The sequence below is a fragment of the Corallococcus exercitus genome (assembly GCF_003611585.1).
GTDB lineage: Bacteria > Myxococcota > Myxococcia > Myxococcales > Myxococcaceae > Corallococcus > Corallococcus exercitus.
Genome location: NZ_RAVW01000119.1, coordinates 1 through 23,212, shown reverse-complemented (window position 1 = coordinate 23,212; position 23,212 = coordinate 1). Strand labels below are relative to the sequence as shown.

Genomic DNA, 23,212 nt, shown 5'->3' with positions numbered 1-23,212 from the left:
GTCGCGAAACCCAGCACCGTCGCACCCACGACAGTCCGGCGCCACCCCCGCCCCAGATACATGGAATCCCCTCCGTGTACGGCAGGGTTCGCATGCCATCCCACACCGGCAAATACGGCACGGAAGGTTGCTCGGCCGCCCGCTGCTGGAGGGTGCGCGTGGGATTCGCGGCGCCGTGGATGGGGGCCGCGAGCACCCAGGAAGGTCCTCGCGTTTACCCACCCGGCGATCAAACCCAGACACTACCGCCAGAAGCCGATGGAGACGCCCCAGTTGGAGTAGCGGCTCGCCAGGTCGAACGACGCGGTGATAGCCCAGTCCTCCCAGTAGCGCAGCACGAACAGCTCGAAGCCGCCGGTGAGGTGCGGCCGGGGATTCCGGTCCCGGAAGGGGGACGGCTCCAGCCACGTGCCCGCGCGCAGGCGCAGGAGGCCCGGGAAGGTGTCCCATTCGGCGCCCAGGCGCGGCTGGAAGGTGGCGGTGTCACCCACGAACTGCGGCTCCGTGGCGGTGGCGAACGAGCGCGACGACACCGCGTTGCTCACGCTGGAGATGAGGTCCACCTGCGCGGTGATGAGCCACCGGCCGGCGAGCGCGTCGCGGGGCTCCTCCTCCGGCACCGGCAGTGCGTCCCCTTCCACCTGGAGCTGCCGACGGGCGGCGGGGGACAGCCGGTTGTAGCGGTGCGCGCCCTCGCCCAGCCGCCAGCTGGCGCCCAGCGACAGCACCGCGGGGGACACCACGGCCGCATAGATTTGCCGCCCCGCGATGAAGGGGCTCTGGCCGTCGTCGCGGCGCCAGCCCGCCACCACCTCCGGGCGCACCGCCACGCCAATGCGGTAGGGCCGCCCGTGCGGGCGGAAGAGCATGTCCACCGCCACGCCGGTGTCGCCGTAGCGCCAGGATTCGTCGCCCAGCTCACTGAAGCTGGCCTGCGCGGAGAAGATGCCCAGCGACAGGATGAAGTCGTCCTGGCCGAAGGCCACGGAGCCCGCGAGCACGGACTGGGTGAGGGATACGCGCAGCTTCTCGCCCTCGCCCCGGCAGCCCAGGGTGATGCAGTAGCCGGTGCGGCTGTTGCGCCACAGGAAGCCGATGCCGAAGCGCTTGTATTGCAACATCAGCGCGCCCAGCAGCTGGCGGCTGTCCACGGAGTCGTCGGCCAGGCCGTCGTTGTCCACGTCCCGGCGCTTGGTGCCGGTGAAGGGCAGGTCCAGCCAGGACAGGGTGACGCCCAGGTCCCAGTCGCGCTCCAGGGAGGAGCTGCGCTGGGCCAGCGCGGACAGGTTGCTGGAGACGCCCGCCGCGCCCTCCGCGATGCCCACGTAGGCGCCGCCCAGGCCCACCATGCGCGCCGACCCCAGCAGCGCGCCAGAGTTGAAATACAGACGCTCCGGGCGGGGCTCCGTGGGCACATCGTCCTGGGCGGAGGCCGGGAGCGCGGTGAGGGACACCGCCGCGAACGCCAGGGCCGCCAGGGTACCGCGCACGCCGTGAGTCACCGGACCGCGGCCCCTTCGCCGAAGAGGCGATCCGCCTCCGCCGCCAGGGAGGTGTCGCGGGACGTGAGGCCGCCCGCGTCGTGCGTCACGAGGGCCAGCGTCACCTTGCGCCACCGGATGTCGATGTCCGGGTGGTGGTCCGCGGCCTCCGCCGCCTTCGCCACGCGCTCCACGAAGGCGATGCCCTCCAGGAACGAGGGCGCATCATAGGTGCGGCGGATCATCCCGCCCTCGTGCTTCCAGGCGGGGTGCTGGGTGAGGAAGGTCTGGAGCGCATCCGGGGAGAGCAACGTGCGGTCGTAGGCCATGGCGGCCGTTCTACCCGCTCCCCCGCCCGATGGAAGCCCCGGCGCGTTCAATGCGCCGGGCTTCGGTGTCTCATTTCACGCTCGCGCAACCGCCCGCTTCCACTTTTCCAGGTGGCGCGCGCGCACCTCGGGCTTCATCTTGGGCTTGAAGGTCCGGTCCGCCTTCCATGCCCGGCGGATGGCGTCCGGGCTGGTCCACACGCCCGCGCCCAGGCCGCCCAGGAAGGCCGCGCCCAGGGCCGTGGTCTCAAGGTTGCGTGGGCGGACCACTGGCACTCCCAGCAGGTCCGCCTGGTACTGCATGAGCAGGTTGTTGGCCGCCGCGCCGCCGTCCGCCTTGAAGGTGGGAATCTCCCGCCCGCTGTCGCGGCGCATGGCCTCCGCCAGGTCGTGGATTTGGAGGGCCACGCCCTCCAGCGTCGCGCGCGCCAGGTGCGCCACGGTGGTGGAGCGGTCGATGCCGGCGAACAGGCCGCGCGCCTCCGGGCGCCAGTGCGGCGCGCCCAGGCCCGCGAGCGCCGGGACGAAGACGACGTCGCCGGAGTCCTTCACGCTGGCGGCCAGCGCCTCCACGTCCGGGGCCTTCTTGATGACCTTGAGGCCGTCGCGCAGCCACTGCACGGCGGCGCCCGCGATGAAGGAGCTGCCCTCCAGCGCGTAGTGCGTGGTGTTGCCCAGCTTCCACGCCACGGTGGTGAGCAGCCCCGCGGTGGAGCGCACCGGCTGGGTGCCGGTGTTCATGAGGAGGAAGGCGCCGGTGCCGTAGGTGCACTTGGATTCACCGGGGTTGAAGCACGCCTGGCCGAAGAGGGCCGCCTGCTGGTCCCCCGCCATGCCCGCGACGAGGATGCCGTCCGGCAGGCTCTTCATGCCGCGCGTGGTGCCGTACACCTCCGCGTTGCCGCGGATCTCCGGCAGGCACGCGCGCGGCACGCCCAGGAGCGAACACAGCTCGTCGTCCCAGTTGAGCGTGCGCAGGTCCATGAGCAGCGTGCGGCTGGCGTTGGACACATCCGTGACGTGGGCGGCGCCGCCGGTGAGCTTGAAGACGAGCCAGGAGTCCATGGTGCCGAAGCACACGTCGCCGCGCTCGGCGCGCTTCTTCGCGCCCTTCAGGTGGTTGAAGAACCAGGTGAGCTTGGTGCCGGAGAAGTAGGGGTCCAGCACCAGGCCCGTCACCTCGCGCACTCGGGGCTCCACCCCTTGTGCCTTGAGCTGCTGGCAGATGTCCGAAGTGCGACGGTCCTGCCAGACGATGGCGCGGGCCAGGGGCTCGGCGGTCTCGCGGTCCCAGAGGCCCGTCGTCTCACGCTGGTTGGTGATGCCCACCACGGCGATGTCGCGGCCGGTGAGGCCGGCGTCCTTGAGGGCGCGCGCGATGCACCACTCGCTGGTGTTCCAGATGTCGATCAGGTCGTGCTCCACCCACGACGGCTTGGGGAAGTGCTGGGGCAGCTCCTTGTAGGAACGGCCCACCACCTGCAACCGGGTGTCGAGGATGGAGACGTGGGTCCCCGTGGTGCCCTGATCCAGGGCCAGGACGTATTTCGCCTTCGCCATGCGTGCGGAGCCTCTTTCGTCGGCCAGTGGCCGGACACGAAGGAGGACCCTACTCCAAGCGGAGGCGCCCGCAGCGACTGTGCGTGCGAGGTGTCAGGCACCGGGAGCTGTCCGTGGAACGCTCCCGTGCCTGCGTGGGGGTGCCGTGGGGGGCGCCTGGCCGGGGGAAGTCCACGGTACTTCCCGGCGCCACCGCTCGCGGCGGCCCGCTAGTAGCCTGCTGGCCGCGAGCGGCTGTTCATGAAGCGACGCAGGCCGTAGGCGCCCAGGCCCGCGAGGACCATCCGGCCCAGCGAGCCGCCCGCGCCGGAGGACTGGCGTCCCCGGTAGCCGTAGCCGATGGGACGGCGGCCATAGGCGCTGCGTCCCCGGTTCCAACCGCCGCCGGTGAAGACGCTCCGGCGAGAGCCGCTCAACGCTCCCAGCAGGTTCGATAGCAATGCCATGGTGTCACTCCGTGGTGAGGGGTACGGGGCCCGTGCGTCCTTCACGGGGGTCGGACCCGAGAAGGATGCGCGTGCGTTGAAAGGTGGGCCCTACGCCGTGCGTCGACACCCCGTGTCGAACAATGCGCACGGGCCGCCGTGCCCCGGGCCGGAGGGCAGGCGGGCGGGCCCGTGGGAGCGGCGGCTACGGGAGCCCGAGGAATCCGGATGCATGTCATTGGATGGAAGGCATTGGCCGCCTGCCCATCGAACGGAACCAGCGGCCGGGTGAGGCATGTGTCACCCGGCTCCCCGTCTCGCGCGGCGTCTCCACCTTCAAGTCCAGGCGGCAGCACGCATGGGGGTCCGTCATCCCTGTGGGGCGGACCCCCATGTTCTTCTCAGGCCCGGGGCACGAGCCCCTGGTCGCGCAGGAAGGCCACGGTGTGGGCCACGCCGTCCGCGAGCGGGGTGGGGCGGAAGGCCAGCTCCCGCTGCGCCTTGGCCGCGTTCACGCGGGCCTCCCAGCGCATGAAGGACAGCTGGCCGGGTGCGACGAGCGGCGTGAAGGGGAACACGCGCGCGAGCGGCGCGGACACGCGGGCCAGGGCCTCCATGAGGAAGACGGGCGCGACGGCGGGCGGCTTGCCCGCCCCGGCGGCCTGGCTGATGGCGAGCGCGAGGTCCGCGTTGCTGACGTACTGGTCGCAGACGAGGTAGCGCTCCCCGTTGACGCCGCGCTCGGCGGCGGCGAGGTGCACGTCGGTGCAGCCGTCCACGTAGACCGCGGACATGCCGCCCGGCGGGAGCAGCGGGGCCTTCTTGTTGAGCAGCTGGATGAAGAAGGAGTTGAGCCCCACGTGCACGGGGCTGGGGCCGTAGACGGCGGCCGGGTTGACGTAGACGACGTCCAGGCCCTGCTGGCGGATGGCCTCCACGGCGCGCTCGGCCTCCTGCTTGGAGCGCTCGTAGACGGTGGGCTTGGGGTGCGGGTCGATGTTCGCTTCGGTCAGCTCGCCGCCCCGGGGCGCGGCGAAGACGTCCATGGTGGACGTGTAGACCACGCGGCGCACCTTCGCGGCGTGCGCGGCGGACAGGACGTTCACGCTGCCCTGGCGGTTCACGCGGTCGAAGATGGAGTCATCCCGGTGCCACTGCTCCGGCATGCCCGCTGCGTGGAAGACGAGTTCCACGTCGTGCATCGCGGCGGGCAGGGTGCCCGGGGACGTGACGTCACCTGGGACGAGCTGTACGGAATCAGGGAGCAGCTTCGCGGCACGGGCCGGGTCGCGCACGAGCGCGCGCACGGAGGCGCCCTGCTTCACGAGCCGCTGCGCGATGGCGTTGCCGATGAGGCCGGTGGCCCCGGTGACGAGGACGTTCATAAGGAGGTTATGGGACGAACTTAGTTCGGTAAAATCGTAAATCTACCCTCGTGTTCTTCTTGACGTTCTAAGGATGACCCACCTACTCATCTAGGTCGTGGCCGGTGGTAAGCCTAGGATCAGGCTAATTTTGTAGTACAGCCGAACGCTCCCACAGTTGCTAGCAGCATGATGAATACATCATCTTTAGGTCTTTAGTTTTCTGTTTAAGCCGAATTACTAGGGTCGAAACTTGCCGAGCGGTGACGCTGCTGGAGGCGCGTAGAATGGCTTACGAGGCAGACATGGCGGTCGCGGCCCGGCGATTGCTCGAGGCTGCGCGGAAACTCAAATCCGCCGAACGTCCCGACGTAGCGGCCTATTTGTTTGGCTTAGCTGCAGAATGCGCCCTGAAAGAGGTGGCAAGGAGCATGCCCGAGACGCGCAATAAAGATATTTTATATGCGCACTTCCCCGAACTGCGCATTCTCCTTCGCGACGCTATGCAAGGTCGTCGGGCGCAATCGCTAAGACGACTTGTTGAGAATGACGGGTTTTTGAATGAGTGGGAAATAAAAATCAGATACGCCAAGGCCGACGATATTCGCAGTAAGCCGATTCAGCGATGGGAAGAACATGCCGTGGCGGCTGTTCGACTTATGGAAGGGATGTGATGCCCATGGGCGAAGTCTATTACGATGACGGGCTCCCCTTGCTGGTGGATGTGATTGTTTCTGAGCTTGGCGCTGAAGCGCTTGCTGCTGGAACGGTCCTCAGAGATTCGACTGGCAGGTTGGCTTTTTTTTCGAACAAGGAAATTGAGTCGACGCATTGTCAGAGATTGCGTGAGAGGTTGCTTGAAACATTGGCTCCCTACGCTCGAGTTGATCGCGTCTTTGCGAACCCAGCCGACATCGGTGCTGAAGATGTTCTTGCTGACCCTACTGCGGTGCAGTGTCGCGTTAGTCAGTTTGCTATTCGCTTGGTTGATAGACGACTAGTTGGTGGGGACTGGCTTCGTGTCCCGGCAAAATTGGCTCCTCCGCCTCCTCGATTCGTATTCGCGAGCTTGAAGGGTGGCGTTGGTCGTTCAACAGCACTGTCGGTTGTTGCCGCGCACATTGCTGGCAAGGGTGGCAGAGTGCTTGCTGTTGATCTCGACTTGGAAGCTCCAGGTCTTGGAGCCTTCTTGCTGTCAAAGGACACTATTCCTCGGTTCGGAAGTCTTGATGCATTGGTAGAGAATAGTCTGCACGAGCTTGATGATGGTTTTTTGGCTGACTTGGTCGGCCCATCCTCTCTGGCGAATCGCAGTGGCCGTATTGATGTGGTTCCAGCGTTTGGCAGTCGTTCGCTGCAGAATCCCGGTGAAATACTGGGAAAGCTCGCGAGGGCTTATGCGGAAGACATTCGCGCAGATGGAACGGTCGCGACAATTTTGGATCAGGTACGGTCTTTGATTGACCGTCTCGCGGGTTTTGGTGGGTATGATGCGATTCTCGTTGATGCTCGCGCTGGATTGCATGAGACAACGGCGTCGGCCGTTCTTGGCCTTGGTGCTGATGTACTCTTGTTTGGGGCCAACGAGGAACAAACTTTCCAGGGCTACTCTGCGATGCTTGCTCATTTCGCACGACTTGTTCCTGTAGGAGGTGGCGTGCCTGAGTGGGTTGAGCGGTTTACACCTGTTCAAGCGAAAGCTCCTGTTGATGCTGATGCTCGAATGGAGTTTGATCAGAGATGGCAGGCGATGGTGCGGGAGTTTGGTCCCCCTGGACTAACCCCGAAGTCGCCAAGGGAAGTGCCTCTCCCTGATGACTTTTCTGATGTTCCTTGGAACGATCAAGTTCCAGACGAAGATGTATTGCCTCCAGATTGGTCGTTGCTTAAGCCAATTGCGATCCTACGTGATGATCGATTTGAGCGGTTCAATCCGTTTCGGAGGCGTGATCTTTTGGCGGAAGAGGTTTATCGAAGCACGTTTGGATCCATTCTCGAACGTATCGAAGGAGCCGTATTCCCGAAAGGCAAGGTTCTGCTGTGAGCCCTTCTGAGAATGACCTTCTAGTACTCCGAGAGGAGTTGGCTTCGTGGCCAGCCGAAGCGTCAAGTGATGCGCATGGTGTGCAAGCTCCCGCCGAGCAAGATTTGTTCGCTCCGGCAGCCCATTCGGCGGCTCTCGATCCCGCTTCAACCATTGTTCAAGGAAGTCGAGGAACTGGAAAAAGTTTTTGGGCTGGCGTGCTGGGTGATGATGCATTGCGAGAGGCTGCTGCGAAGGCATATCCCCGGTTGGGCCTAGAGCGTCTCAGGGTGCAGTTTGGATATACTGGATTGCCTGGCCCGGAAGGCATTGACAAGGAAAAGCTCGACGACTGCATTCCGTCTGGTGCTACCGTTGATGAAGCCAGGACGTTCTGGTGGGCGACGCTGCTTCGTGCGATAGAGCGTGCCAATGGCAAGCCTTCGCGAAGCATCAAAGAGTATTATCGTGAGGCTGCAAATGTGGAGGGGCGAGAAGATATTATTACAGGATTTGCTCGGAAGTTGACCGTCCGCGGGGAGACTTTGCTTGTTGTTTATGACGCATTGGACACGCTGGCCTCTTCTTGGTCGCGGCGTCGGGTGCTTACGCTTGCATTGTTGGAGTTTGTCTGGGCCATGCGTGCATGGCGTGCAATTCGTCCAAAGCTCTTTCTTCGTCCCGATCAACTTGAGGATGAGGCTCTTAAGTTCGTGGAGTTGCCAAAACTGCGAACAGGGGCTGTGAGGCTTTCTTGGAGTGGTGCCGACTTGTATGCGCTGCTGTTTGCTAGGTTGTCAGTGGGGCCAGCAGAGCCAGCCTTTAAGCGTCTATTGAAGTCTTTGGGCCTACCTTGGGCTAGTCACGATCAGATTCTCTCTCGCCGTTGGCTGCTCGCCTATGATGAGGAAAGTCAGAAAGAGTTGATGGCGGCTTTGGCCGGGCCGTATATGGCTCCGGGTCCAAATGGTCATAAAAAGGGGTATACGTATGATTGGCCATTGAAGCACTTGGGAGATGCGTTTGATGAGGTTACGCCTAGGAGCTTCCTGAATCTTGCGATTGGTGCGGCTAGGTATGGCCCGCCTCCAACTGATCGGGTCATTACGCCTGAAGGCATTCGTCATGGACTGCGGGCTGCGTCCCAAATGCGGGTTGACCAACTTCGAGATGAATTCTTGTGGATCAAGGGGGTGTTGGCTCCTCTAGCGGGTTTGCTCTTGCCACGCGAGGAGGAGGAGGTTTTCGACGTCTGGAGAAAAGCCGGGACGGTGGAAATGGCTGTTGTGGATGCGAAGCGTAAAGGATATCTCCCGCCTTTTCCTGAGAAGACGATTGCTAGCGAGCGAGAGCTTTATGTTGCGCTCGAACGCATTGGTGTTATGTTTAGAAGGGTTGATGATAGGCTTGATATGCCTGATTTGTTTCGTGTGGCTGCGAGGCTTCTTAAGAAGGGGGGCACTGCGCCGCTGTAAGGGGTATGTCGGCCTACGCGCGGATGTTCTGGCCGAGCGTGCTTACAGTTCCTAACAAATGCCAGGACAGAGGCGTCGTAGGAGCATGACGCAGCAGCCGAGGACGAGGAAGCCGAAGTGGACATCGTCCCTGCGCTCGTCACGGACGCGAAGGCGGCGCAGCTGGTTCTTCCAAGCTAGCGTGCGCTCCACAACCCAGCGATAGCGTCCAAGCCGCTCCTTGGACTCAACGCCGGGACGCGCGATGCGGGCGGCAATGCCGCGCAGGCGAAGCCCGCGCCTGTTCTTCCTGGATGCGTAGGCCTTGTCGGCGTGGAGTTTTCCCGGGCGAAAGCGGCGCTGCCCCGAAGGCATCCGCACCGCGGGCACGGAGTCGACGAGGGGGAAGAGTTCGTGCGTGTCGTGGACGTTGGCGGCTGTCACCGACTCGGTCAGCGGCAGGCCGTGGGCCTCTACGAGAAGATGATGCTTGCTACCCGCCTTCGCTCTATCCGTCGGGCTTGGGCCCGTGAGGGCCCCCTTTTTGACGCCCTCACGGATGAGGAGTCGATGGAGGCACGCGAGAAGTCCACCTTGCCGCGCAGGCCCAATTCATCCAGCAACCGCTCCTGGAGCTTTTCCCACACGCCAGCGCGGGTCCATTCCTCCAGGCGGCGCCAGGCTGTCATGCCCGACAGTCCGAACTGCTTGCGGGGCAGCATCTCCCATGGGATGCCGCTTCGGAGGACGAAGACGATGGCCTCCAGCGCCGCCCGGTCATCCGCCCGAGGGCGGCCCAGCTTCTTCTTGGGCCGAGGCGTAGGCAGCAGGGGCGCCACGCGCTGCCAGAAAGCGTCGGGGACGAGTTCGCGGACCATGCTCCTCAAGCTGGAGACGGCCCTTGCTACTGACCAGTCCAGTCCGCACTTTCGTTAGGCGCTGTTAATCTCGGTCGCGAAACGCGCCAGTGTTGTGCCCGTGCCGGAAGAAGTCCCACGGCTTCTAGGTGAAGCGGTCCGTCCAGATCTGAATTGCGGCGTGCGGCTGTGGACGGTCTTGTCTCTCTATGGACGCCCGCGTATTCGGTCATCTCCAGGTGGACGTGTTCCTGATTGGGCTGGCTTCACGCCTGCTGTCCACCGACATTGCGCCATCCTGGCAAAGGTCTCGCTTCTCACTCGTGAGAACTGCATTTGCGTTCGAAGGGCTAGATGGGCCTTCGTGCATTTTCGTGGCTGTAAGGGCAACCGCAGGAGTCACCAGTGCCGCGCGCCGCGGGGCTCGGGGCGGGAGCGCAGCCCGTCGAAGAACATCCCGGTGAGGCGGGGGATGCGCTTGGGGTCCGAGCCATTCTCCGCGGCGGCGAGCGAGATGGCCATGGCCATGCACACCACGTCCTCCAGGAGGATGTCGCCGCGCACCTCGTCCGCGCGCTGAGCGGCCTCCAGCAGCTGCTGCCCCTCGGCCGTCGTCGCGTCACAGCCTTGGGTGTGGTTCTTGAGGACGATGCCCAGCGATGCCGCGAGCCCCTTGTACATGCCCGCGCAGTGCACGAGTTCCGTCAGGAAGACGCGCAGCGCTTCGAGCGGGGGTAGGGACTCCGAGCGTTCGCGGCTCTTCTTCGCGAGCGTCAGGAGTTGTTCGTCACACGTCGCCGCGAGCAGCGCCTCCCGCGACTCGAAGTGCCGGTAGAGCGTCCCGATGCCGACCTCCGCCTGCTTCGCCACGTCACCGAGCGACGCGTCCGCGCCACGCTCGGAGAACACGGCATGTGCCGCCGCGAGCAGCCGCTCCCGGTTGCGCCGCGCGTCCGCGCGCAAGGCTCCGCCCTTCGCGTCCTCCACCGGCGGATTCTGGGCGTGCTTCGCCTTCACTTGAAAAACGGAGGATAGCTCCGTATTCAACCGGAGCAACCCTCCGCTTAGCAAGCGAAAGGCAGGACGCGATGGCGACGAAGAGCGAGACCGTGTTGGTGCTGGGAGCGACAGGACAGCAGGGAGGCGCGACGGCGCGGGCTTTGTTGAAGGACGGCTGGCGGGTCCGCGCGCTCGTGCGCGACCCATCGAGCGCGAAGGCCCGGGAGATGGAGGCGGCGGGCGTGGAGTTGGTGCGCGGGGACATGGGGGGCCGTGCGTCGCTCGACCGCGCGGTCGCGGGGGCGTACGGCGTCTTCAGCATCCAGCCCAGCTCGGGACAGGCGCACTACGGAGTCACGGACGAGGACGAGGTCCGCTTCGGCACCTCCATCGCGGATGCGGCGAAGGCCGCGGGCGTCCAGCACTTCGTCTACACGTCCGTGCTAGGCCTGCGGTCCGGCTCGGGCGTGGGCCACTTCGAGAGCAAGTGGCGCATCGAGGAGCACGTCCGGGCGAGCGGCCTCCCTGCGACCATCGTGCGGCCGGGGACCTTCATGGAGCTGCTGCTGGTGCCGAACTTCGGCCTGACCCCGCGCGGGCTCCAGTTCTTCATGCGTCCGGACCAGTCCATGCAGTTCATCGCGGGGGAGGACATCGGCGTGCTGACGGCGCGTGTGTTCGCGGATCCGCGCACGCACGTGGGGACCTCGCTGGAGATGGCGGGGGATTCGCTCACCGGCGACCAGCTCGCGGAGAAGATCAGCCGGGCCACCGGGACGTCCATCTCCTACGCCCGGTTCCCGCCGGAGGTGCTCGCGGCGGTCCCGATGCTGCACAAGCTGGTGAAGATGTTCGATGAGGGGCGGGTGGACTGGAACGCGGACATCCCGGCGCTGCGGCGGCTGGCACCGGGCCTGCTCACGTTCGACGCATGGCTGGAGCGCGGGGGCGCGGCGGCGCTCCGGGAGCGCCTCGCGGCCTAGAACGCGACGCAGGGCTGGGAGTCGATGCGCAGCACCGACTCCTGGTGGAACTGGCGCTTGTACTCCTCGCGGATGGTGTCGACGTCCGCCGAGCGCGCCGCGCTGCCGTCATGCAGCAGCACCATGACCTTGGTCCGCTCCTGCACCACCTCACCACTCTCCAGCTGGTACTGCCCGTAGGCGTCATACACGGTCAGGCCGTCCTGGAAGCGGGGCGTGACCACCGTGTCCACGAAGGCCTGGAACTCGGCCTCGCTGACGGGCTCGCCGCCCACGCGGTTCCGGCCGAAGTACAGGTCCGTCTGGTACTGGGGACTGCCCATCGTGCAGCTCACGCCGTCGTCGTCACCACACGCCGTGGCGCCCAGCCCCAGCGTGAGCGTCAATCCCAGCAGCAGGCGTGAGGCAACCGCGGGCAGGTTCAAGCATGGCATGGATTGGAGCCCCCCAAAGACCGAGAGGGGATCCTGCCCCAGCCGTTTCCGCGCATGCTAGACCTGTCCAGGTCCGACTTCGGGGAGGTGGTCATGACGGGAGCCATCAGTTTGGAAGCCCTGGCGTCGTACATCCGGGATGCGTTCAGGGACGTGCACATGGATGCGCGGACGCCGGACGTCTTCTTCTTCGCGGGAGACGAGCGGCAGCACCCCTTCGCGACCATCGTCACGCGGGACACCGAGCTCGACCACCATTCGAGGCTGGACCGCCCGGGCGTGTTCCGGCTGAACCTGTGCGTGGGCAAGGACAGCTTCCAGAAGCTGTTCCCGGAGCTCGACCCGAATGTCGACTTCACGGCCCTGGACGTGCTCCTGCCGCACCCGGTCCATGCGCGGATGTTCTGGCTGAGCGTGCTCAATCCCAGCCACGAGACGTTCTACGTGCTGCGCCCCTACCTCCGCGAGGCCTACGACCTCCAGATTCAGCGGGGCGCCCGGGGCTGAATCACGGCGTGCGGCTGCGGACGGTCTCGCCGCTCCGGGGCGAGTCCGCGTACCCGGTCATCTCCAGGTAGCCTCGCCCCTGCACGGGCTGGCCCTCGCGCGTGCCGTCCACCGTCACCGCGCCCTCCCAGTAGCGCACCAGCACCGGCAGCTCCTGGTCCGGGAGCTTCGGCGTCACGGTGAGCTCGAGGGACACCTTCGGGACCTGGACGCGCCAGCCGGCCGGGTACTCGCCGCCGCGTGGGCTCTTCCAGGTGCCGCGCCGCTCCAGCTTCATGTCGCTGGCGGTCAGGTGCACGGCCTCCCCCGTCGCGGGAATGTACGTGCCCGCGCTGAAGGGGTCCGTCGTCCCGTCCTTCTTGCGCAGCTGGTAGAGCATCAGCTCGCTCCCGTCGGAGAACTGGAGCGCGAACCAGTCCCAGCCCACCTGGTCCCCGCTCAGCGCGCTGGTGCTCCACTCGCGGTCCATCCAGCTCTCGCCCTTCACCTGCACCGTCTGCCCATCCACCGACACCGTGCCCCGCGAAGGCATGCGCGGCAGGGAGTAGTAGTAGGACGCGTTGCCCTGCTGTGGCCCCTTCTGGCTCAGGCCCCTGTCACCCTGGAGCACCGGCGGCTTGCCCTCGTCGAGCGTCAGCTCCAGCGTCACGCCGTCGCCCTGCGCGCGCAGGTGCATGGGCCACGTGCCGCCCGCGCCTTCACCGCGCACGTCCCAGTCCTGAAGCCAGACATGGAACGGCGTCCCCTCCGCGCCCGCGAGCCCCTGGGCCGCGCGGCTGAAGCGCTCGCTGACGTGGAACCGCCCGGCGCTCACGTCCGTCACCGTGAAGTGCCCCATGAACACCTGCCGCGTGCCCCAGCCGGACTCGCGCTGCGTCTTCTCCGGCGACAGCGCGCTGCGGAACAGCGTGAACTGGTAGCCGAAGGCCCGCCCGTCCTGCGTCTCCAGATTCCCCGTCCAGTACCACCACTCGGTGCGGAAGTCGGGGTGGGGGCCGTGGTCCTCCGGGAAGTGGAAGGGCCGGGGCTCCATCGCGCGTGCGTAGCCCTCCATGCTGCCGTTGCCGCCCATCGCGGACGCGACCGTCATGCCGCCCGCGTTCCCGGGCCCGGTGGCCTCCGTGTCCCGCAGCACCACGCCCACCGCCACGCCCAGCGCGGCGAGCACCAGCACCACCCCGATGACGAGTCCCCGTCCCATGCCTCACTCCTCCCGCAGCGCCATGGCCGGGTTCGCGCGCGCCATGCGCCACGCCGGGTACAGCCCCGCGAGCGCCGCCGCCACCAGGGCCAGCACCAGCGCCTGTCCCACCACGCCGGGCGCCACCACCAGCTGCAACGTCCACCCGAACGAGCGCTGGTTGATGACGTGCACCAGCACGTAGGCCAACGCCAGCCCCAGCGGGATGGAGAACAACCCCGCGAGCAGGCCCAGCAGGCCCGTCTGCAACGACACCATGCCCCACAGTTGTCCCGGCGTGAGCCCCGTCGCGCGCAGCACCGCGAACTCGCGCGCCCGCTCCAGCTGCAAGGACATCAGCGCGCTCAGCACGCCCACGAATGCGACGCCAATCGCCAGCAACCGCAGCACCTGCGTGATGGTGAAGGTGCGGTCGAACACCTCCATCGACGCCTGCCGCAGCGCCCGGTTCGCGCGCACGTTCAACGCCTGCTCACCGCCCGCGCGGTCGCGCACCTTGGCGACCAGTTCGTCCACGTCCTGTCCGGGCGCGGCGAAGAGGGACAGGCCTGACACGCCCCGGTCCTCGTACCAGTGCTCGTACGTGGCGCGCGGCATCAGCACCGTGCCCACGTCCGAGCCATAGTCGAAGTACACGCCCGCCACGCGGAAGTCGTGCGGCCCCTTGTCCGTCGCGACGCGCAGCGTGTCGCCCGCGTGCACGTTCCGGTGGAACGCGAAGGGCTCCGACACGATGAGCGCATCCGGTGACGCGTCCAGTTGCCGCCACACGTCCTCCGCGCGCCCTTCCTTGAAGCGGTACGTCCGCTCGTGCCCCTTGGCGAAGTCCACCGCCAGCAGGTCCGTGTCCACGTCGTTGATGCGCACGTGGATGACCCGGATGGAGCCGCTTGCTTCCACCCCGGGAGTGGACCGCAGCTTCTCCGCGAGCCCCGGCACCAGGGAGGAATCCCCGCGCCGCGCCACCAGCGACGGCGGGGACACGAACACGTCCGCTTGCAACGCGGACTCCAGCCACGCGGCCACGGTGCCCCGGAAGCTGGACACCATCAGGCCCACGCCCACCGTCGTCGCCACCGCGACCATCAGCGCCGCCAGCGCCACCGCCGTGCGCGACAGGCTCGCCGTCACGCCTCGCGCCGCCATGCGGCCCAGGGGACCGAACAGCGCGCCCAGCGGCCGTGCCGCCGCCACCGTCAGCTTCTCCGTCACCCAGGGCACCAGCAGCGCGCTGCCCAGCAGCACGGCGAAGAGTCCCGCGTACGCGGGCAGCAGGGCCTGCGTGGGCCACGCGAGCACCGCCGCCGCGACGGCCAGGATGAGCACCCCCAGCACCGCCAGCCGGGGCGCCCGGTTGCGCGACACGTCCTCCACCGTCGAGCGCCGCAGCGCCGTCACCGGGGCCGCCCGCGCCGCCTCCCATGCGGGCACCAGCGCCGCCAACACCGTCGCGCCCAGGCCCAGGCCCAGGCCCTTGATGAGCGTGAACGGCTCCAATGACAGACGCCGCACGTTCACCACGAAGTACAGGTCGTTGATGGTGCGGGTGATGAGGCCCACCAGGCCGCTGGCCATCAGGATGCCCAGGAGCAGCCCCGCCGTGGTGCCCACGATGCCCAGCATCAGGGCCTCACCCAGCACCAGCGCGAACAGTTCGCCGCGCGTGATGCCCACCGCGCGCAGCCGGCCCAGCATCCCGCGCCGCTGCACCACGGAGAACGTCATCGTGTTGTAGATGAGGAACATCCCCACCACGAGCGCCAGCAGCGACAGCGCGGTGAGGTTGGTGCGGAACGCGCGCGTCATCTGCTCCACCGTGCCCGCGCGCCCGGACGTCTGCACCAGCTCCGCGCCCGGAGGCAGCGCGGCCCGCAGCGGCGCGGCCTGGGCCTCTCCGCCCTTCAAGCGCAGGTCCACGCGCGTCAGCCGGCCCTCCAGCCCCAGCACCTCCTGCGCCGTGGAGATGTCCGCGATGAGCAGCGACTCCAGCGCGCGCTCCGTCGTCTCCTGCGCCGGCGTCAGCAGGGCCGACACGCGCAGCTCCCGGCGCAGGCCCGTCACCGTCACGGGCAGCGTGTCCCCGGCCTTCACGCCCAGGGCCCGCGCCGTCTTCGCGCCCATCACCACCGTGCCGGGTTGCGTGAGCAGCGCGCCCACGTCGCCCACCGCGCCGCCGGTGGAGAAGTCCCGGAAGGGCGCCTCCGCGAACGGATCCAATCCCAGCAGCGTGAGCGTGCGGTGGTTGCCGCCCTCCACCTGCACGAAGCCCTGCACCACGGGCGCCGCGTCCGGTGCGTCCGGCCGCAGCTTCAGCGCCGTGTAGACGCTCTCCGGCAGGCCCGATGTGCCGCCGGTGATCTGATGCGTGGCGCGGCCCGCGACGACGTCCGTGGACTGCTCGAAGGCGCGCAGCGCGCTGCCGCTCGCCAGGTCGATGGACACCACCACCGCCACGCCCATCGCGATGCCCAGCAGCGACAGCGCCGTGAGCCACGGGTGCCCGCCCAGGTGCCGCAGGCTGGAGCGCGCGAGCAGCGTCCTCATGACGGCGTCCCCCGGCCGCGCCCGCCGGGGCGGTCCACCAGCCGTCCGTGCTCCAGGGTCAGCACGCGGTCCGCGCGCGCCGCCATCGCGGGCTCGTGCGTGACGATGAGCGCGCAGGCGTTGCCCTGCCGCGTGAGCCCTTCCAGCAGGTCCAGCACCTGGCCGCCCGTCTCTTCATCCAGGTTGCCCGTGGGTTCGTCCGCCAGCAGCAGCGGGGGGGCGTGGGCCAGCGCTCGCGCCACCGCCACGCGTTGCTGCTCGCCGCCGGAGAGGCGGTCCGGGAAGCTGTTCGCGCGGGCACCCAACCCCACGCGTCCCAGCAGCTCCCGCGCCCGCGCGCTGGCCTCCGCGCCGGAGCGGCCGAGCAGCTCCAGCGGCAGCCGCACGTTCTCCTCCACCGTCAGCGTGGGCAGCAGGTTGAAGGCCTGGAAGATGAAGCCGATGCGCTCGCGGCGCAGCAGCGTGCGGTCGCGCTCCGGCATGCGCCCCAGGTCGCGGCCCTCCACCAGGATTTCGCCGTGCGTCGCCTGGTCGATGCCGCTGATGAGGTTGAGCAGCGTGGACTTGCCGGAGCCGCTGCGGCCCAGCAGCACCACGAACTCGCCGCGGTGCAGGGCGAGCGACGTGCCGGAGAGCACCTCGCGCACGGAATCGCCTTCCGCGTAGGACTTGGTGACGGCGCGCAGTTCGACGAGGGGCCGCGAATCAGGAGGAGAGGAAGGCATGCCGGGCATCCGACATAGCCGATGCCCGGCGCCCGGGAGCGTTTCCGCGCCCGCCGGGACGGATGCCCGCTACTGGACGCCAGCAGCGCCAGGGAGCGCTCAGCCCATGACACCTGGCAGGTTGGCTGGGTTGCTTTTCGTGCCATGCGGCACGTCCCGGTGTTTGATGGTCACCTCTTCTCGCCTGAAGGCCCTGCCTTCCGCCGGGAACGGGGGGGGCTGCACACATGAATGATGCCCAAGCCGGTTGGGTGGCGGCGCCCGGCGGCGTGCCCCCGCGGCTGCATGAGCTGCTTCAGCAGCTCCCCGCCTTCTTCGGCCTCTATCGCGGCCCCTTCCATCTCATCGAGTTCAGCACCTCCACGCGCCTGACGCTGCTCGACACGCGCGGCCAGGTGGGCCTGCCGCTGCGAGAGGCCTGCCCCCTGCTGGAAGGCCCCGGCTGGCACGAAGCCTGGGACCGTGTCTTCACCACCGGAGAGGCCTTGCACCTGCGTGAAGCCTCCGCCCGCGCGTGCCCCGCGGACGAGGAGCTCTTCTTCAACCTCTCCCTGCTGCCGCGCCGCGACGCGCGAGGCCAGGTGGAGGGCGTGCTCGCCTTCGCGGTGGACGTGACGGAGCTCGTGCGCATGCGCCGCGCCGCGTGGACCACCGCGGCCTGGCGCACGGAGCGCCTGCAGGCGATGACCGCCGCGCTCTCCGAGGCGCTCACCCCCGCGCAGGTGGTGGAGGTGGCCGCGCGCGAAGGCGCCCTCGCGATGGGCGCCCTCACCGGCCTGGTGGTGGTGCCCACGGGAGCGGCCCTGGACGTCTTCGAGCGCGCCGCCGCGCATGGCTTCTCCCCGGGAGAGCTGGAGGGCTGGCAGCGCTTCGAGGTCTCCGCCACGTGCCCCCTCACGGACGTGACGCGCACGCGCGAGCCCTGCGCGCTGGGCTCGTGGACGGAGTGCATGGCGCGCTACCCGCGCCTGGCGCAGCTGTCCCTGGAGCGCACCCTGGCGGCATGGGCCGCGGTGCCTCTGGTGAGTGGCGGGCGTGTGTTCGGCGCGCTGGGCCTGGGCTTCGGCGACGCGCGCGACTTCGACGCGGCGGAGCACTCCTTCCTGCTGACGGTGGGCCGGCTGTGCGCGCAGGCGCTGGACCGGGCGCGGCTGTACGACGAGGAGCGCGCGGCCCGGAGCGCCGCGGAGGCCGCCAGCCGCGCCAAGGACGCGTTCCTTGCCACGGTGTCCCATGAGCTGCGCACGCCGCTCACGTCCATCCTCGGCTGGTCGCAGATGCTGCGGCAGGGCCTGGTGACCGAGGACAAGCGCCAGCGCGCGGTGGAGGCCATCGAGCGCAACGCCCGCGCGCAAAGACAGCTCATCGAGGACCTGCTCGACATCAGCCGCATCGCCAACGGCCGGCTGCGCCTGGAGCGGGTGCCGCTGGAGCTGGGCAGCGTGGTGGAGGCGGCGCTGGATGCGGTGCGGCCCACGGCGCTCGCGCGTGAGTTGACGCTCAACGTCTCCGTGGACGCGGACGGCGTGCCGCTGTTCGGCGACCCGGACCGCTTGCAGCAGGTGGTGTGGAACCTGCTCTCCAACGCCATCAAGTTCACCCCGCCCGGCGGCCACGTGACGGTGTCCGCGCGCACGCGCGACGAGGGCGCGGAGCTGGTGGTGCGCGACGACGGCGAGGGCATCCCGCCCGACTTCCTGCCCTTCCTCTTCCAGCGCTTCCAGCAGGCGGACACCGGCGTGAGCCGCCAGCACGGAGGCCTGGGCCTGGGCCTCTCCATCGTGCGGCACCTGGTGGAGCTGCACGGCGGCGCGGTGACGGCCACCAGCGAAGGGTTGGGGAAGGGCGCCACGTTCACCGTCGTGCTGCCCAGCTCGCGCGTGGGCGCGGCCTCGGGGGCCTCGCGCGAGCCGCGCCCCGTGGAGGGCCTGACGCTGCCGCGCTTCCCGGAGCTGGAGGGCCAGCGCGTGCTGGTGGTGGATGGTCAGCCGGACGCGCGCGAGTGGATGTCCGTGCTGCTCACCCGCGTGGGCGCGCACGTGCTCACCGCCACCAACGTCACCGACGCCATGGACGAGGTGCGCCGCTCTCCGCCCACGGTGCTGGTGACGGACGTGACGCTGTCCGGCGAGGATGGCTATTCGCTGCTGTACCGGCTGCGCGCGCTGCCGTGGGAAGCGGGAGGCGGCGTGCCCGCGCTCGCCGTCACCGCCGCCGCGCGCCGCGAGGACCGCGACCGGGCCCTGCGCGCGGGCTTCAGCGCCTTCGTCACCAAGCCGCTCGACGCGGTGGAGCTGCTCACGGCGGTGGCGCGTCTTGCGCCGGCCCCTCCGGCCCGCTCCTGAAGTCGTCACGCCATGGCTGGAGGAAGTCCCCCACCTCCTCGGCCAGCCGGGCCCCGCACACGTCGCGCGGGATGATGTGGAAGCCCTCTGGATACGCGACGAGCCGCACCGCCGGGGACGCCGTCATCCGCCGCGCGAGCCAGCGTCCGCCCTCCGGATCCACCACGTGGTCCTGCTCCGCGGTGGCCACCAGCACCGGGCAGCGCACCCGGGATGCGTCCACCACCGCCAGGTCTTGAAGGGTGCACAGGTCGCGCAGCCGGGCCACCGGGAACGCGGGCAGCACCGGCGCCTGGGCCAGCGCGTCCGGGTCGGAGATGTCCGTGCCGCCCTTGTCCACCCACGGCGTCGTCCACTCGAGCAGCGGTGTGCGGCACAGCTGGCGCACCAGCGCCATGCGCGCGCCCCGGAAGCGGATGGCGGGCGCCACCAACGCGAGCGCGTGCACGGCCTCCGGCTGGTGCGCGGCCAGCCGCAGCGCCAGGAGCGCGCCCATGGACAGTCCTGCGACGAACACGCGGCGGTACCCGGAGAGCGAGGCCAGCGCTTCGTCCGCGCACGCCTGCCAGTCGCGGTAGTCCACGTCCAGCATCGCCTCCGGCGTGGTGCCGTGGCCCGGAAGCCGGGGCGCCACGACGCGCATGCCCCGCGCCGCCAGGGCCTCTCCCAGGGGACGCACCTCCCACGGGCTGCCGGTGAAGCCATGCAGCAGCAGGCAGGCGTCAGGCCCCCGCCCCAGCGCGAAGGGCGCGGTGGACTCCCCGTCGATGTCCCGCCAGCGCGTGCTCACCGGGAGGACACTGGCCACGGCGGGCCCCAGGCGCTATGCCGCCTGCCTCATGGCGGACACTCCGACGAAGCCCCCCGAAATGCAGCTCCAGGTGCAGATGACCGAAGAGGTCTCCAATGGCCAGTACAGCAACCTGGTCCTGGTGAACCACACGGACTCGGAGTTCGTCCTGGACTTCCTCTACGTCCAGCCGCAGCAGCCCCTGGCCCGCGTCCGCTCGCGCATCATCACCAGCCCGCGCCACCTGAAGCGCCTGTTGAAGGTCCTCCAGGACAACGTGCAGCACTACGAAGCGCGCTTCGGCCCCATCCCCCTGGGCGACGACGAAGGCCCCCGGCACTGAGAGGGCGGGTCGCCAGGGACTTTCCCTGGCGGCCGTTCCCGGCGCACACTGCGCGGCATCGTGTTCCGAGCCCTCGTGTTCGCCGCTGCCCTGCTGTCCGCCGCCACCGCCTCCGCCCAGTGCACGGGAGACGGCGTGCAGCTGTATCCCGCGCCCGGGGGCATCGTCCCCACCAACATGCGCCTCTTGCTGGAGGGCGTGGGCACCGCGAAGTCGCCGGTGCTGGGACTGGTGGGCAAGCCGCTGAAGCTGGTCTCCACCGACCACGAGGTGAAGCTCAAGGTCACCAAGGGTTGGGAGAGCACCCTGGGCCGCGCCACCGTCATCCTCAAGCTCGCGGAGCCGATGCAGCCCGACAAGCGCTACTTCCTGAACCTGCAGGAGGTGCTCCCCAACGTGTCCCTCCTCAACGGCCAGGTGGGCGCGCAGCCCTCGTGGCTGAGCGGCAAGGGGCCGGACGCCAAGGCCCCCAAGTGGGTGAAGCGCCCCGCCGTGTCGGAGGGCTTCGTGCGCCGCTCGCCCCAGGGCATCGCGCGCTTCGTGAAGCTCAACCTGGCCCTGCGCGAGGAGAGCCCCGCCTTCCTGGTGGTGAAGCTGTCGCCGCGCCGCCTGGGCCTCTCCCCCCAGCAGTACCTGCTGCCCGTGCAGGGCAACACCGCTTATCTGGGCCATGAGGCCTGCGGTGGGGCGTTCGCGCTGGAGGACGGGCGCAGCTACCGCGCGCGCATCGAGGCCTTCGACGCAGCGGGCAACCTGGCGCCGTCGACACCGCCCGTGGACTTCGAGGCCCCGTCCGCCCAGGGCCCCTAGTAGTGTGTCCGCCCGTTCAACCCCACGACAGGGAGACAACGGGCATGACGGCGACGGTGGACGTGGAGGGCTTGAAGGCGCGCATGACCGCCTTCATCCAGAAGCTCCAGGACGACATCTGTGGCGCGCTGGAGCAACTGGACGGCCAGGGCCGCTTCCGCGAGGACGCGTGGACCCGCCCGGGCGGCGGCGGCGGACGCAGCCGCGTGCTGGAGGAGGGCGCCGTCCTGGAGAAGGCGGGCGTCAACACCTCCATCGTTCACGGCGAGCTGGAAGAGGCCTTCGCGAAGAAGCTCCAGGGCGAGGGGCGCACCTTCTGGGCCGGCGGCCTGTCGCTGGTGCTGCACCCGCGAAGCCCGCACGTGCCCACGGTGCACGCGAACTACCGCTTCATCCAGCAGGGCGGCCGCGCGTGGTTCGGCGGCGGCGCGGACCTGACGCCGTACTACCTGCACGACGAGGACGCGGCCCACTTCCACCGCGTGCACAAGGCCGCGTGCGACGCGCACGACCCCACGTACTACCCGCGCTTCAAGGCCGCGTGCGACCACTACTTCCACCTGCGCCACCGGGGCGAGGCGCGCGGCGTGGGCGGCCTCTTCTTCGAGAACATGGGCGGCGACCTGGAGCGTGAGTTCGCCTTCGTGCAGGCGTGCGGCAACAGCTTCATCCCTGCGTACCTGCCCATTGCACAAAAGCACAAGGACACGCCGGTGACGGAGGCGCAGCGCTTCTGGCAGGAGGTGCGCCGGGGCCGCTACGTGGAGTTCAACCTCGTCTACGACCGGGGCACCATCTTCGGCCTGGAGACGCAGGGGCGCACGGAGTCCATCCTCATGTCGCTGCCGCCGCGCGTGCGCTGGCGCTACGACCACCACCCGGAGCCCGGCACCCCGGAGGCCCGGCTGGTGGAGGTGCTGCGCAATCCCCGGGAGTGGGCCTGATGTCCGCGCCCCCCGAGCCCGCGCCCGGCCCCGCGCGCCCGCGCAACACGGGCGTGCGCCTGGGCCTCGCCGTCACCGTGTTCGCGGCGATGGCCGCCACCGCCGTGTTCATCGTCCGGATCCCGGCGTTGAAGGGCGGTGGGGCCGCGTCCCCGGAGCAGGTGGCCAACGAGGCCCGCATCCAGGTGCTGGCCCTGTGCGACGCGGTGCAGGGCTTCCGCGACGAGCACGGCGACTACGTGACCATCGCGCCGTATCCCGTCCCGGTGCCCCAGCGGGGGGAGGCCGTGCCCTTCCCGAAGGACCACGAGGACTTCCGCCGCATCGGCTTCGACCCCGGCCCCGCCGTGCACCTGCAGTACGAGGTGCGGGTGGAGGAGAGCCCCGTGGGCGAGCCGGAGGTGTCCTGCCTCGCCCGCGCGGACACGGACGGCGACGGCCTCAACGCCGTCTACCGCATCCGTCTGGATGCCAACGGGATGACCACCCCCGTGGAGGTGGAGCACGAGGGGGAGTAGCCCCCCATGCAACTCCGGGTTCTCGTTGTGAGAGAATCCTGGCGATGGGAAACGTCGGCGACATCCGCGGCCCCCGCGTGGGTGGGCCTCCTGGTCACGGTGGGCCCCGCTCCGGCGGTGGGCCCTCGGGGCCCGCGCCCACGTCGCCGGCCTCTCCGTTCCGCGATGACGGGATGGAGACCTCCACCCCCACCACCTCGCCCGGGGACCGCACCCGCATCGGGGCCCCGCCCGTGGGGCTTCCGCCGGAAGCCGATGGCGGCGCGCCCCTGGAGCCTGGAAGGGAGCCCGGTGGCGAGCCGGGGCTGCCCGGCGGCGAGGGGATGGAAACCGGCGGCGAGCCCGGCCTCCCCGGCGGTGAAGGCCTGGAGACCGGCGCCTCCCCGGACGGCGCCAGCGCGGACGGTACGCCGCAGGACGTGGGCGCGCGCTCGGTCCGCGTCGGCGTTCCCAACCGGGGCCCGCTGCCCCCGCGCACCGACAAGGGCGGCACGACGCGGGCACCCCGCGCGGACCCCGGCACGGGCTTCGAGTCCTCCGGCACCGCCCCCCAGTCCCTGTCTCTTATACAAATCT

The 23,212-nt window shown here is 68.8% G+C and carries 22 protein-coding genes and 1 pseudogene; 11 read left to right on the top strand and 12 right to left on the bottom strand.

Features of this window, described 5'->3' with window-relative positions; all coding sequences use genetic code 11:
* Window positions 1-242: 242 nt before the first annotated feature.
* The 5 genes from D7W79_RS16915 to D7W79_RS16895 form a co-directional block, all read right to left on the bottom strand.
* Window positions 243-1,490, bottom strand: coding sequence for a hypothetical protein (locus tag D7W79_RS16915; RefSeq protein ID WP_244221813.1), 1,248 nt, complete (start codon window positions 1,488-1,490; stop codon window positions 243-245).
* Window positions 1,491-1,498: 8 nt separating this feature from the next.
* Entirely contained in the window at window positions 1,499-1,810 is a 312-nt protein-coding gene (locus D7W79_RS16910) for a 4a-hydroxytetrahydrobiopterin dehydratase (protein ID WP_120526408.1), read from the bottom strand.
* Window positions 1,811-1,885: 75 nt separating this feature from the next.
* Window positions 1,886-3,370 carry a glycerol kinase GlpK gene (gene glpK / locus D7W79_RS16905; RefSeq protein WP_120526407.1) on the bottom strand — a complete coding sequence of 495 codons (1,485 nt, stop codon included), beginning with the start codon at window positions 3,368-3,370 and terminating at the stop codon, window positions 1,886-1,888.
* Between the two features lie 209 nt (window positions 3,371-3,579).
* Window positions 3,580-3,816 (bottom strand): hypothetical protein, encoded by a 237-nt coding sequence (locus D7W79_RS16900; protein WP_120526406.1) that lies wholly within the window; start codon window positions 3,814-3,816, stop codon window positions 3,580-3,582.
* A gap of 380 nt (window positions 3,817-4,196) precedes the next feature.
* Window positions 4,197-5,180 (bottom strand): SDR family NAD(P)-dependent oxidoreductase, encoded by a 984-nt coding sequence (locus D7W79_RS16895; protein WP_120526405.1) that lies wholly within the window; start codon window positions 5,178-5,180, stop codon window positions 4,197-4,199.
* A gap of 266 nt (window positions 5,181-5,446) precedes the next feature.
* On the opposite strand from D7W79_RS16895, the gene D7W79_RS43235 reads away from it, so the two are divergent.
* The 3 genes from D7W79_RS43235 to D7W79_RS16890 all read left to right on the top strand — a co-directional run bounded on the left by D7W79_RS43235 (window position 5,447) and on the right by D7W79_RS16890 (window position 8,657).
* Window positions 5,447-5,833: a hypothetical protein gene (locus D7W79_RS43235; protein ID WP_147441947.1), complete on the top strand. Its 387-nt coding sequence runs from the start codon at window positions 5,447-5,449 to the stop codon at window positions 5,831-5,833.
* Between the two features lie 5 nt (window positions 5,834-5,838).
* A complete protein-coding gene (locus tag D7W79_RS43230; RefSeq protein ID WP_147441946.1) occupies window positions 5,839-7,203 on the top strand; it encodes a KGGVGR-motif variant AAA ATPase in 1,365 nt (454 codons plus the stop codon).
* Between the two features lie 80 nt (window positions 7,204-7,283).
* On the top strand, window positions 7,284-8,657 hold the full coding sequence (locus D7W79_RS16890) for a hypothetical protein (protein WP_244221812.1): 1,374 nt from the start codon (window positions 7,284-7,286) through the stop codon (window positions 8,655-8,657).
* Between the two features lie 51 nt (window positions 8,658-8,708).
* Here D7W79_RS16890 and D7W79_RS16885 read toward each other — a convergent pair.
* Together D7W79_RS16885 and D7W79_RS16880 are read right to left on the bottom strand one after the other, a co-directional pair.
* Window positions 8,709-9,514, bottom strand: a protein-coding gene (locus tag D7W79_RS16885) for an IS5 family transposase (protein ID WP_439099204.1) whose coding sequence is annotated in 2 segments (ribosomal slippage) — window positions 8,709-9,172 and window positions 9,172-9,514 — 807 coding nt in all. Because the reading frame shifts where the segments join, the coding sequence is not laid out codon by codon here.
* A 378-nt stretch (window positions 9,515-9,892) separates the two neighbouring features.
* Complete coding sequence (locus D7W79_RS16880; RefSeq protein WP_120526402.1) at window positions 9,893-10,510, bottom strand: TetR/AcrR family transcriptional regulator; 618 nt, start codon at window positions 10,508-10,510, stop codon at window positions 9,893-9,895.
* A 71-nt stretch (window positions 10,511-10,581) separates the two neighbouring features.
* On the opposite strand from D7W79_RS16880, the gene D7W79_RS16875 reads away from it, so the two are divergent.
* Window positions 10,582-11,475, top strand: a complete 894-nt coding sequence (locus tag D7W79_RS16875) for an NmrA/HSCARG family protein (RefSeq protein WP_120526401.1) — start codon at window positions 10,582-10,584, stop codon at window positions 11,473-11,475.
* On the opposite strand, the gene D7W79_RS16870 is transcribed toward D7W79_RS16875, so the two are convergent.
* Complete coding sequence (locus D7W79_RS16870; protein ID WP_244221811.1) at window positions 11,472-11,900, bottom strand: DUF3574 domain-containing protein; 429 nt, start codon at window positions 11,898-11,900, stop codon at window positions 11,472-11,474. The two genes, D7W79_RS16875 and D7W79_RS16870, sit on opposite strands and share 4 nt — an antisense overlap.
* 102 nt (window positions 11,901-12,002) lie before the next feature.
* Between D7W79_RS16870 and D7W79_RS16865 the strand changes: the two genes are divergently transcribed.
* Complete coding sequence (locus D7W79_RS16865) at window positions 12,003-12,416, top strand: DUF6194 family protein (protein ID WP_208729757.1); 414 nt, start codon at window positions 12,003-12,005, stop codon at window positions 12,414-12,416.
* 1 nt (window position 12,417) lies between these two features.
* Here the strand turns inward: D7W79_RS16865 and D7W79_RS16860 are convergent, their stop codons facing one another.
* The 3 genes from D7W79_RS16860 to D7W79_RS16850 are packed head-to-tail and all read right to left on the bottom strand — an operon-like array spanning window position 12,418 to window position 16,886.
* Window positions 12,418-13,617: a lipocalin-like domain-containing protein gene (locus D7W79_RS16860; RefSeq protein WP_120526399.1), complete on the bottom strand. Its 1,200-nt coding sequence runs from the start codon at window positions 13,615-13,617 to the stop codon at window positions 12,418-12,420.
* A 3-nt stretch (window positions 13,618-13,620) separates the two neighbouring features.
* Window positions 13,621-16,161: an FtsX-like permease family protein gene (locus tag D7W79_RS16855; RefSeq protein WP_120526398.1), complete on the bottom strand. Its 2,541-nt coding sequence runs from the start codon at window positions 16,159-16,161 to the stop codon at window positions 13,621-13,623.
* Window positions 16,158-16,886, bottom strand: coding sequence for an ABC transporter ATP-binding protein (locus D7W79_RS16850; protein WP_120526412.1), 729 nt, complete (start codon window positions 16,884-16,886; stop codon window positions 16,158-16,160). The genes D7W79_RS16855 and D7W79_RS16850 overlap by 4 nt, the downstream gene beginning before the upstream one ends.
* Before the next feature lie 227 nt (window positions 16,887-17,113).
* Here D7W79_RS16850 and D7W79_RS16845 point away from each other — a divergent pair, with 227 nt between their 5' ends.
* Complete coding sequence (locus tag D7W79_RS16845) at window positions 17,114-19,231, top strand: hybrid sensor histidine kinase/response regulator (protein WP_120526397.1); 2,118 nt, start codon at window positions 17,114-17,116, stop codon at window positions 19,229-19,231.
* Here the strand turns inward: D7W79_RS16845 and D7W79_RS16840 are convergent.
* Complete coding sequence (locus D7W79_RS16840; RefSeq protein ID WP_120526411.1) at window positions 19,185-20,000, bottom strand: alpha/beta hydrolase; 816 nt, start codon at window positions 19,998-20,000, stop codon at window positions 19,185-19,187. The two genes, D7W79_RS16845 and D7W79_RS16840, sit on opposite strands and share 47 nt — an antisense overlap.
* 70 nt (window positions 20,001-20,070) lie before the next feature.
* On the opposite strand from D7W79_RS16840, the gene D7W79_RS16835 reads away from it, so the two are divergent.
* From D7W79_RS16835 to D7W79_RS16815, 5 genes and pseudogenes are all read left to right on the top strand, one after another.
* Window positions 20,071-20,364 carry a DUF3467 domain-containing protein gene (locus D7W79_RS16835; protein ID WP_120526396.1) on the top strand — a complete coding sequence of 98 codons (294 nt, stop codon included), beginning with the start codon at window positions 20,071-20,073 and terminating at the stop codon, window positions 20,362-20,364.
* A gap of 57 nt (window positions 20,365-20,421) precedes the next feature.
* A complete protein-coding gene (locus tag D7W79_RS16830; RefSeq protein WP_439099205.1) occupies window positions 20,422-21,174 on the top strand; it encodes a hypothetical protein in 753 nt (250 codons plus the stop codon).
* Window positions 21,175-21,218: 44 nt separating this feature from the next.
* A complete protein-coding gene (gene hemF, locus D7W79_RS16825; protein ID WP_120526394.1) occupies window positions 21,219-22,118 on the top strand; it encodes an oxygen-dependent coproporphyrinogen oxidase in 900 nt (299 codons plus the stop codon).
* Window positions 22,118-22,636: a hypothetical protein gene (locus D7W79_RS16820; protein WP_120526410.1), complete on the top strand. Its 519-nt coding sequence runs from the start codon at window positions 22,118-22,120 to the stop codon at window positions 22,634-22,636. Before hemF ends, D7W79_RS16820 begins: the two co-directional genes overlap by 1 nt.
* A 173-nt stretch (window positions 22,637-22,809) precedes the next feature.
* Window positions 22,810-23,212: pseudogene (locus D7W79_RS16815) on the top strand (hypothetical protein); the annotation flags it as partial.

Coding starts and splice junctions, on each gene's coding strand:
- D7W79_RS16910 (WP_120526408.1), bottom strand. CDS start 1,810: ATGGCCTACGACCGCACGTTGCTCTCCCCGGATGCGCTCCAGACCTTC.
- glpK (WP_120526407.1), bottom strand. CDS start 3,370: ATGGCGAAGGCGAAATACGTCCTGGCCCTGGATCAGGGCACCACGGGG.
- D7W79_RS16900 (WP_120526406.1), bottom strand. CDS start 3,816: ATGGCATTGCTATCGAACCTGCTGGGAGCGTTGAGCGGCTCTCGCCGG.
- D7W79_RS16895 (WP_120526405.1), bottom strand. CDS start 5,180: ATGAACGTCCTCGTCACCGGGGCCACCGGCCTCATCGGCAACGCCATC.
- D7W79_RS43235 (WP_147441947.1), top strand. CDS start 5,447: ATGGCTTACGAGGCAGACATGGCGGTCGCGGCCCGGCGATTGCTCGAG.
- D7W79_RS43230 (WP_147441946.1), top strand. CDS start 5,839: ATGGGCGAAGTCTATTACGATGACGGGCTCCCCTTGCTGGTGGATGTG.
- D7W79_RS16875 (WP_120526401.1), top strand. CDS start 10,582: ATGGCGACGAAGAGCGAGACCGTGTTGGTGCTGGGAGCGACAGGACAG.
- D7W79_RS16865 (WP_208729757.1), top strand. CDS start 12,003: ATGACGGGAGCCATCAGTTTGGAAGCCCTGGCGTCGTACATCCGGGAT.
- D7W79_RS16860 (WP_120526399.1), bottom strand. CDS start 13,617: ATGGGACGGGGACTCGTCATCGGGGTGGTGCTGGTGCTCGCCGCGCTG.
- D7W79_RS16855 (WP_120526398.1), bottom strand. CDS start 16,161: ATGAGGACGCTGCTCGCGCGCTCCAGCCTGCGGCACCTGGGCGGGCAC.
- D7W79_RS16850 (WP_120526412.1), bottom strand. CDS start 16,886: ATGCCTTCCTCTCCTCCTGATTCGCGGCCCCTCGTCGAACTGCGCGCC.
- D7W79_RS16845 (WP_120526397.1), top strand. CDS start 17,114: ATGAATGATGCCCAAGCCGGTTGGGTGGCGGCGCCCGGCGGCGTGCCC.
- D7W79_RS16835 (WP_120526396.1), top strand. CDS start 20,071: ATGGCGGACACTCCGACGAAGCCCCCCGAAATGCAGCTCCAGGTGCAG.
- hemF (WP_120526394.1), top strand. CDS start 21,219: ATGACGGCGACGGTGGACGTGGAGGGCTTGAAGGCGCGCATGACCGCC.
- D7W79_RS16820 (WP_120526410.1), top strand. CDS start 22,118: ATGTCCGCGCCCCCCGAGCCCGCGCCCGGCCCCGCGCGCCCGCGCAAC.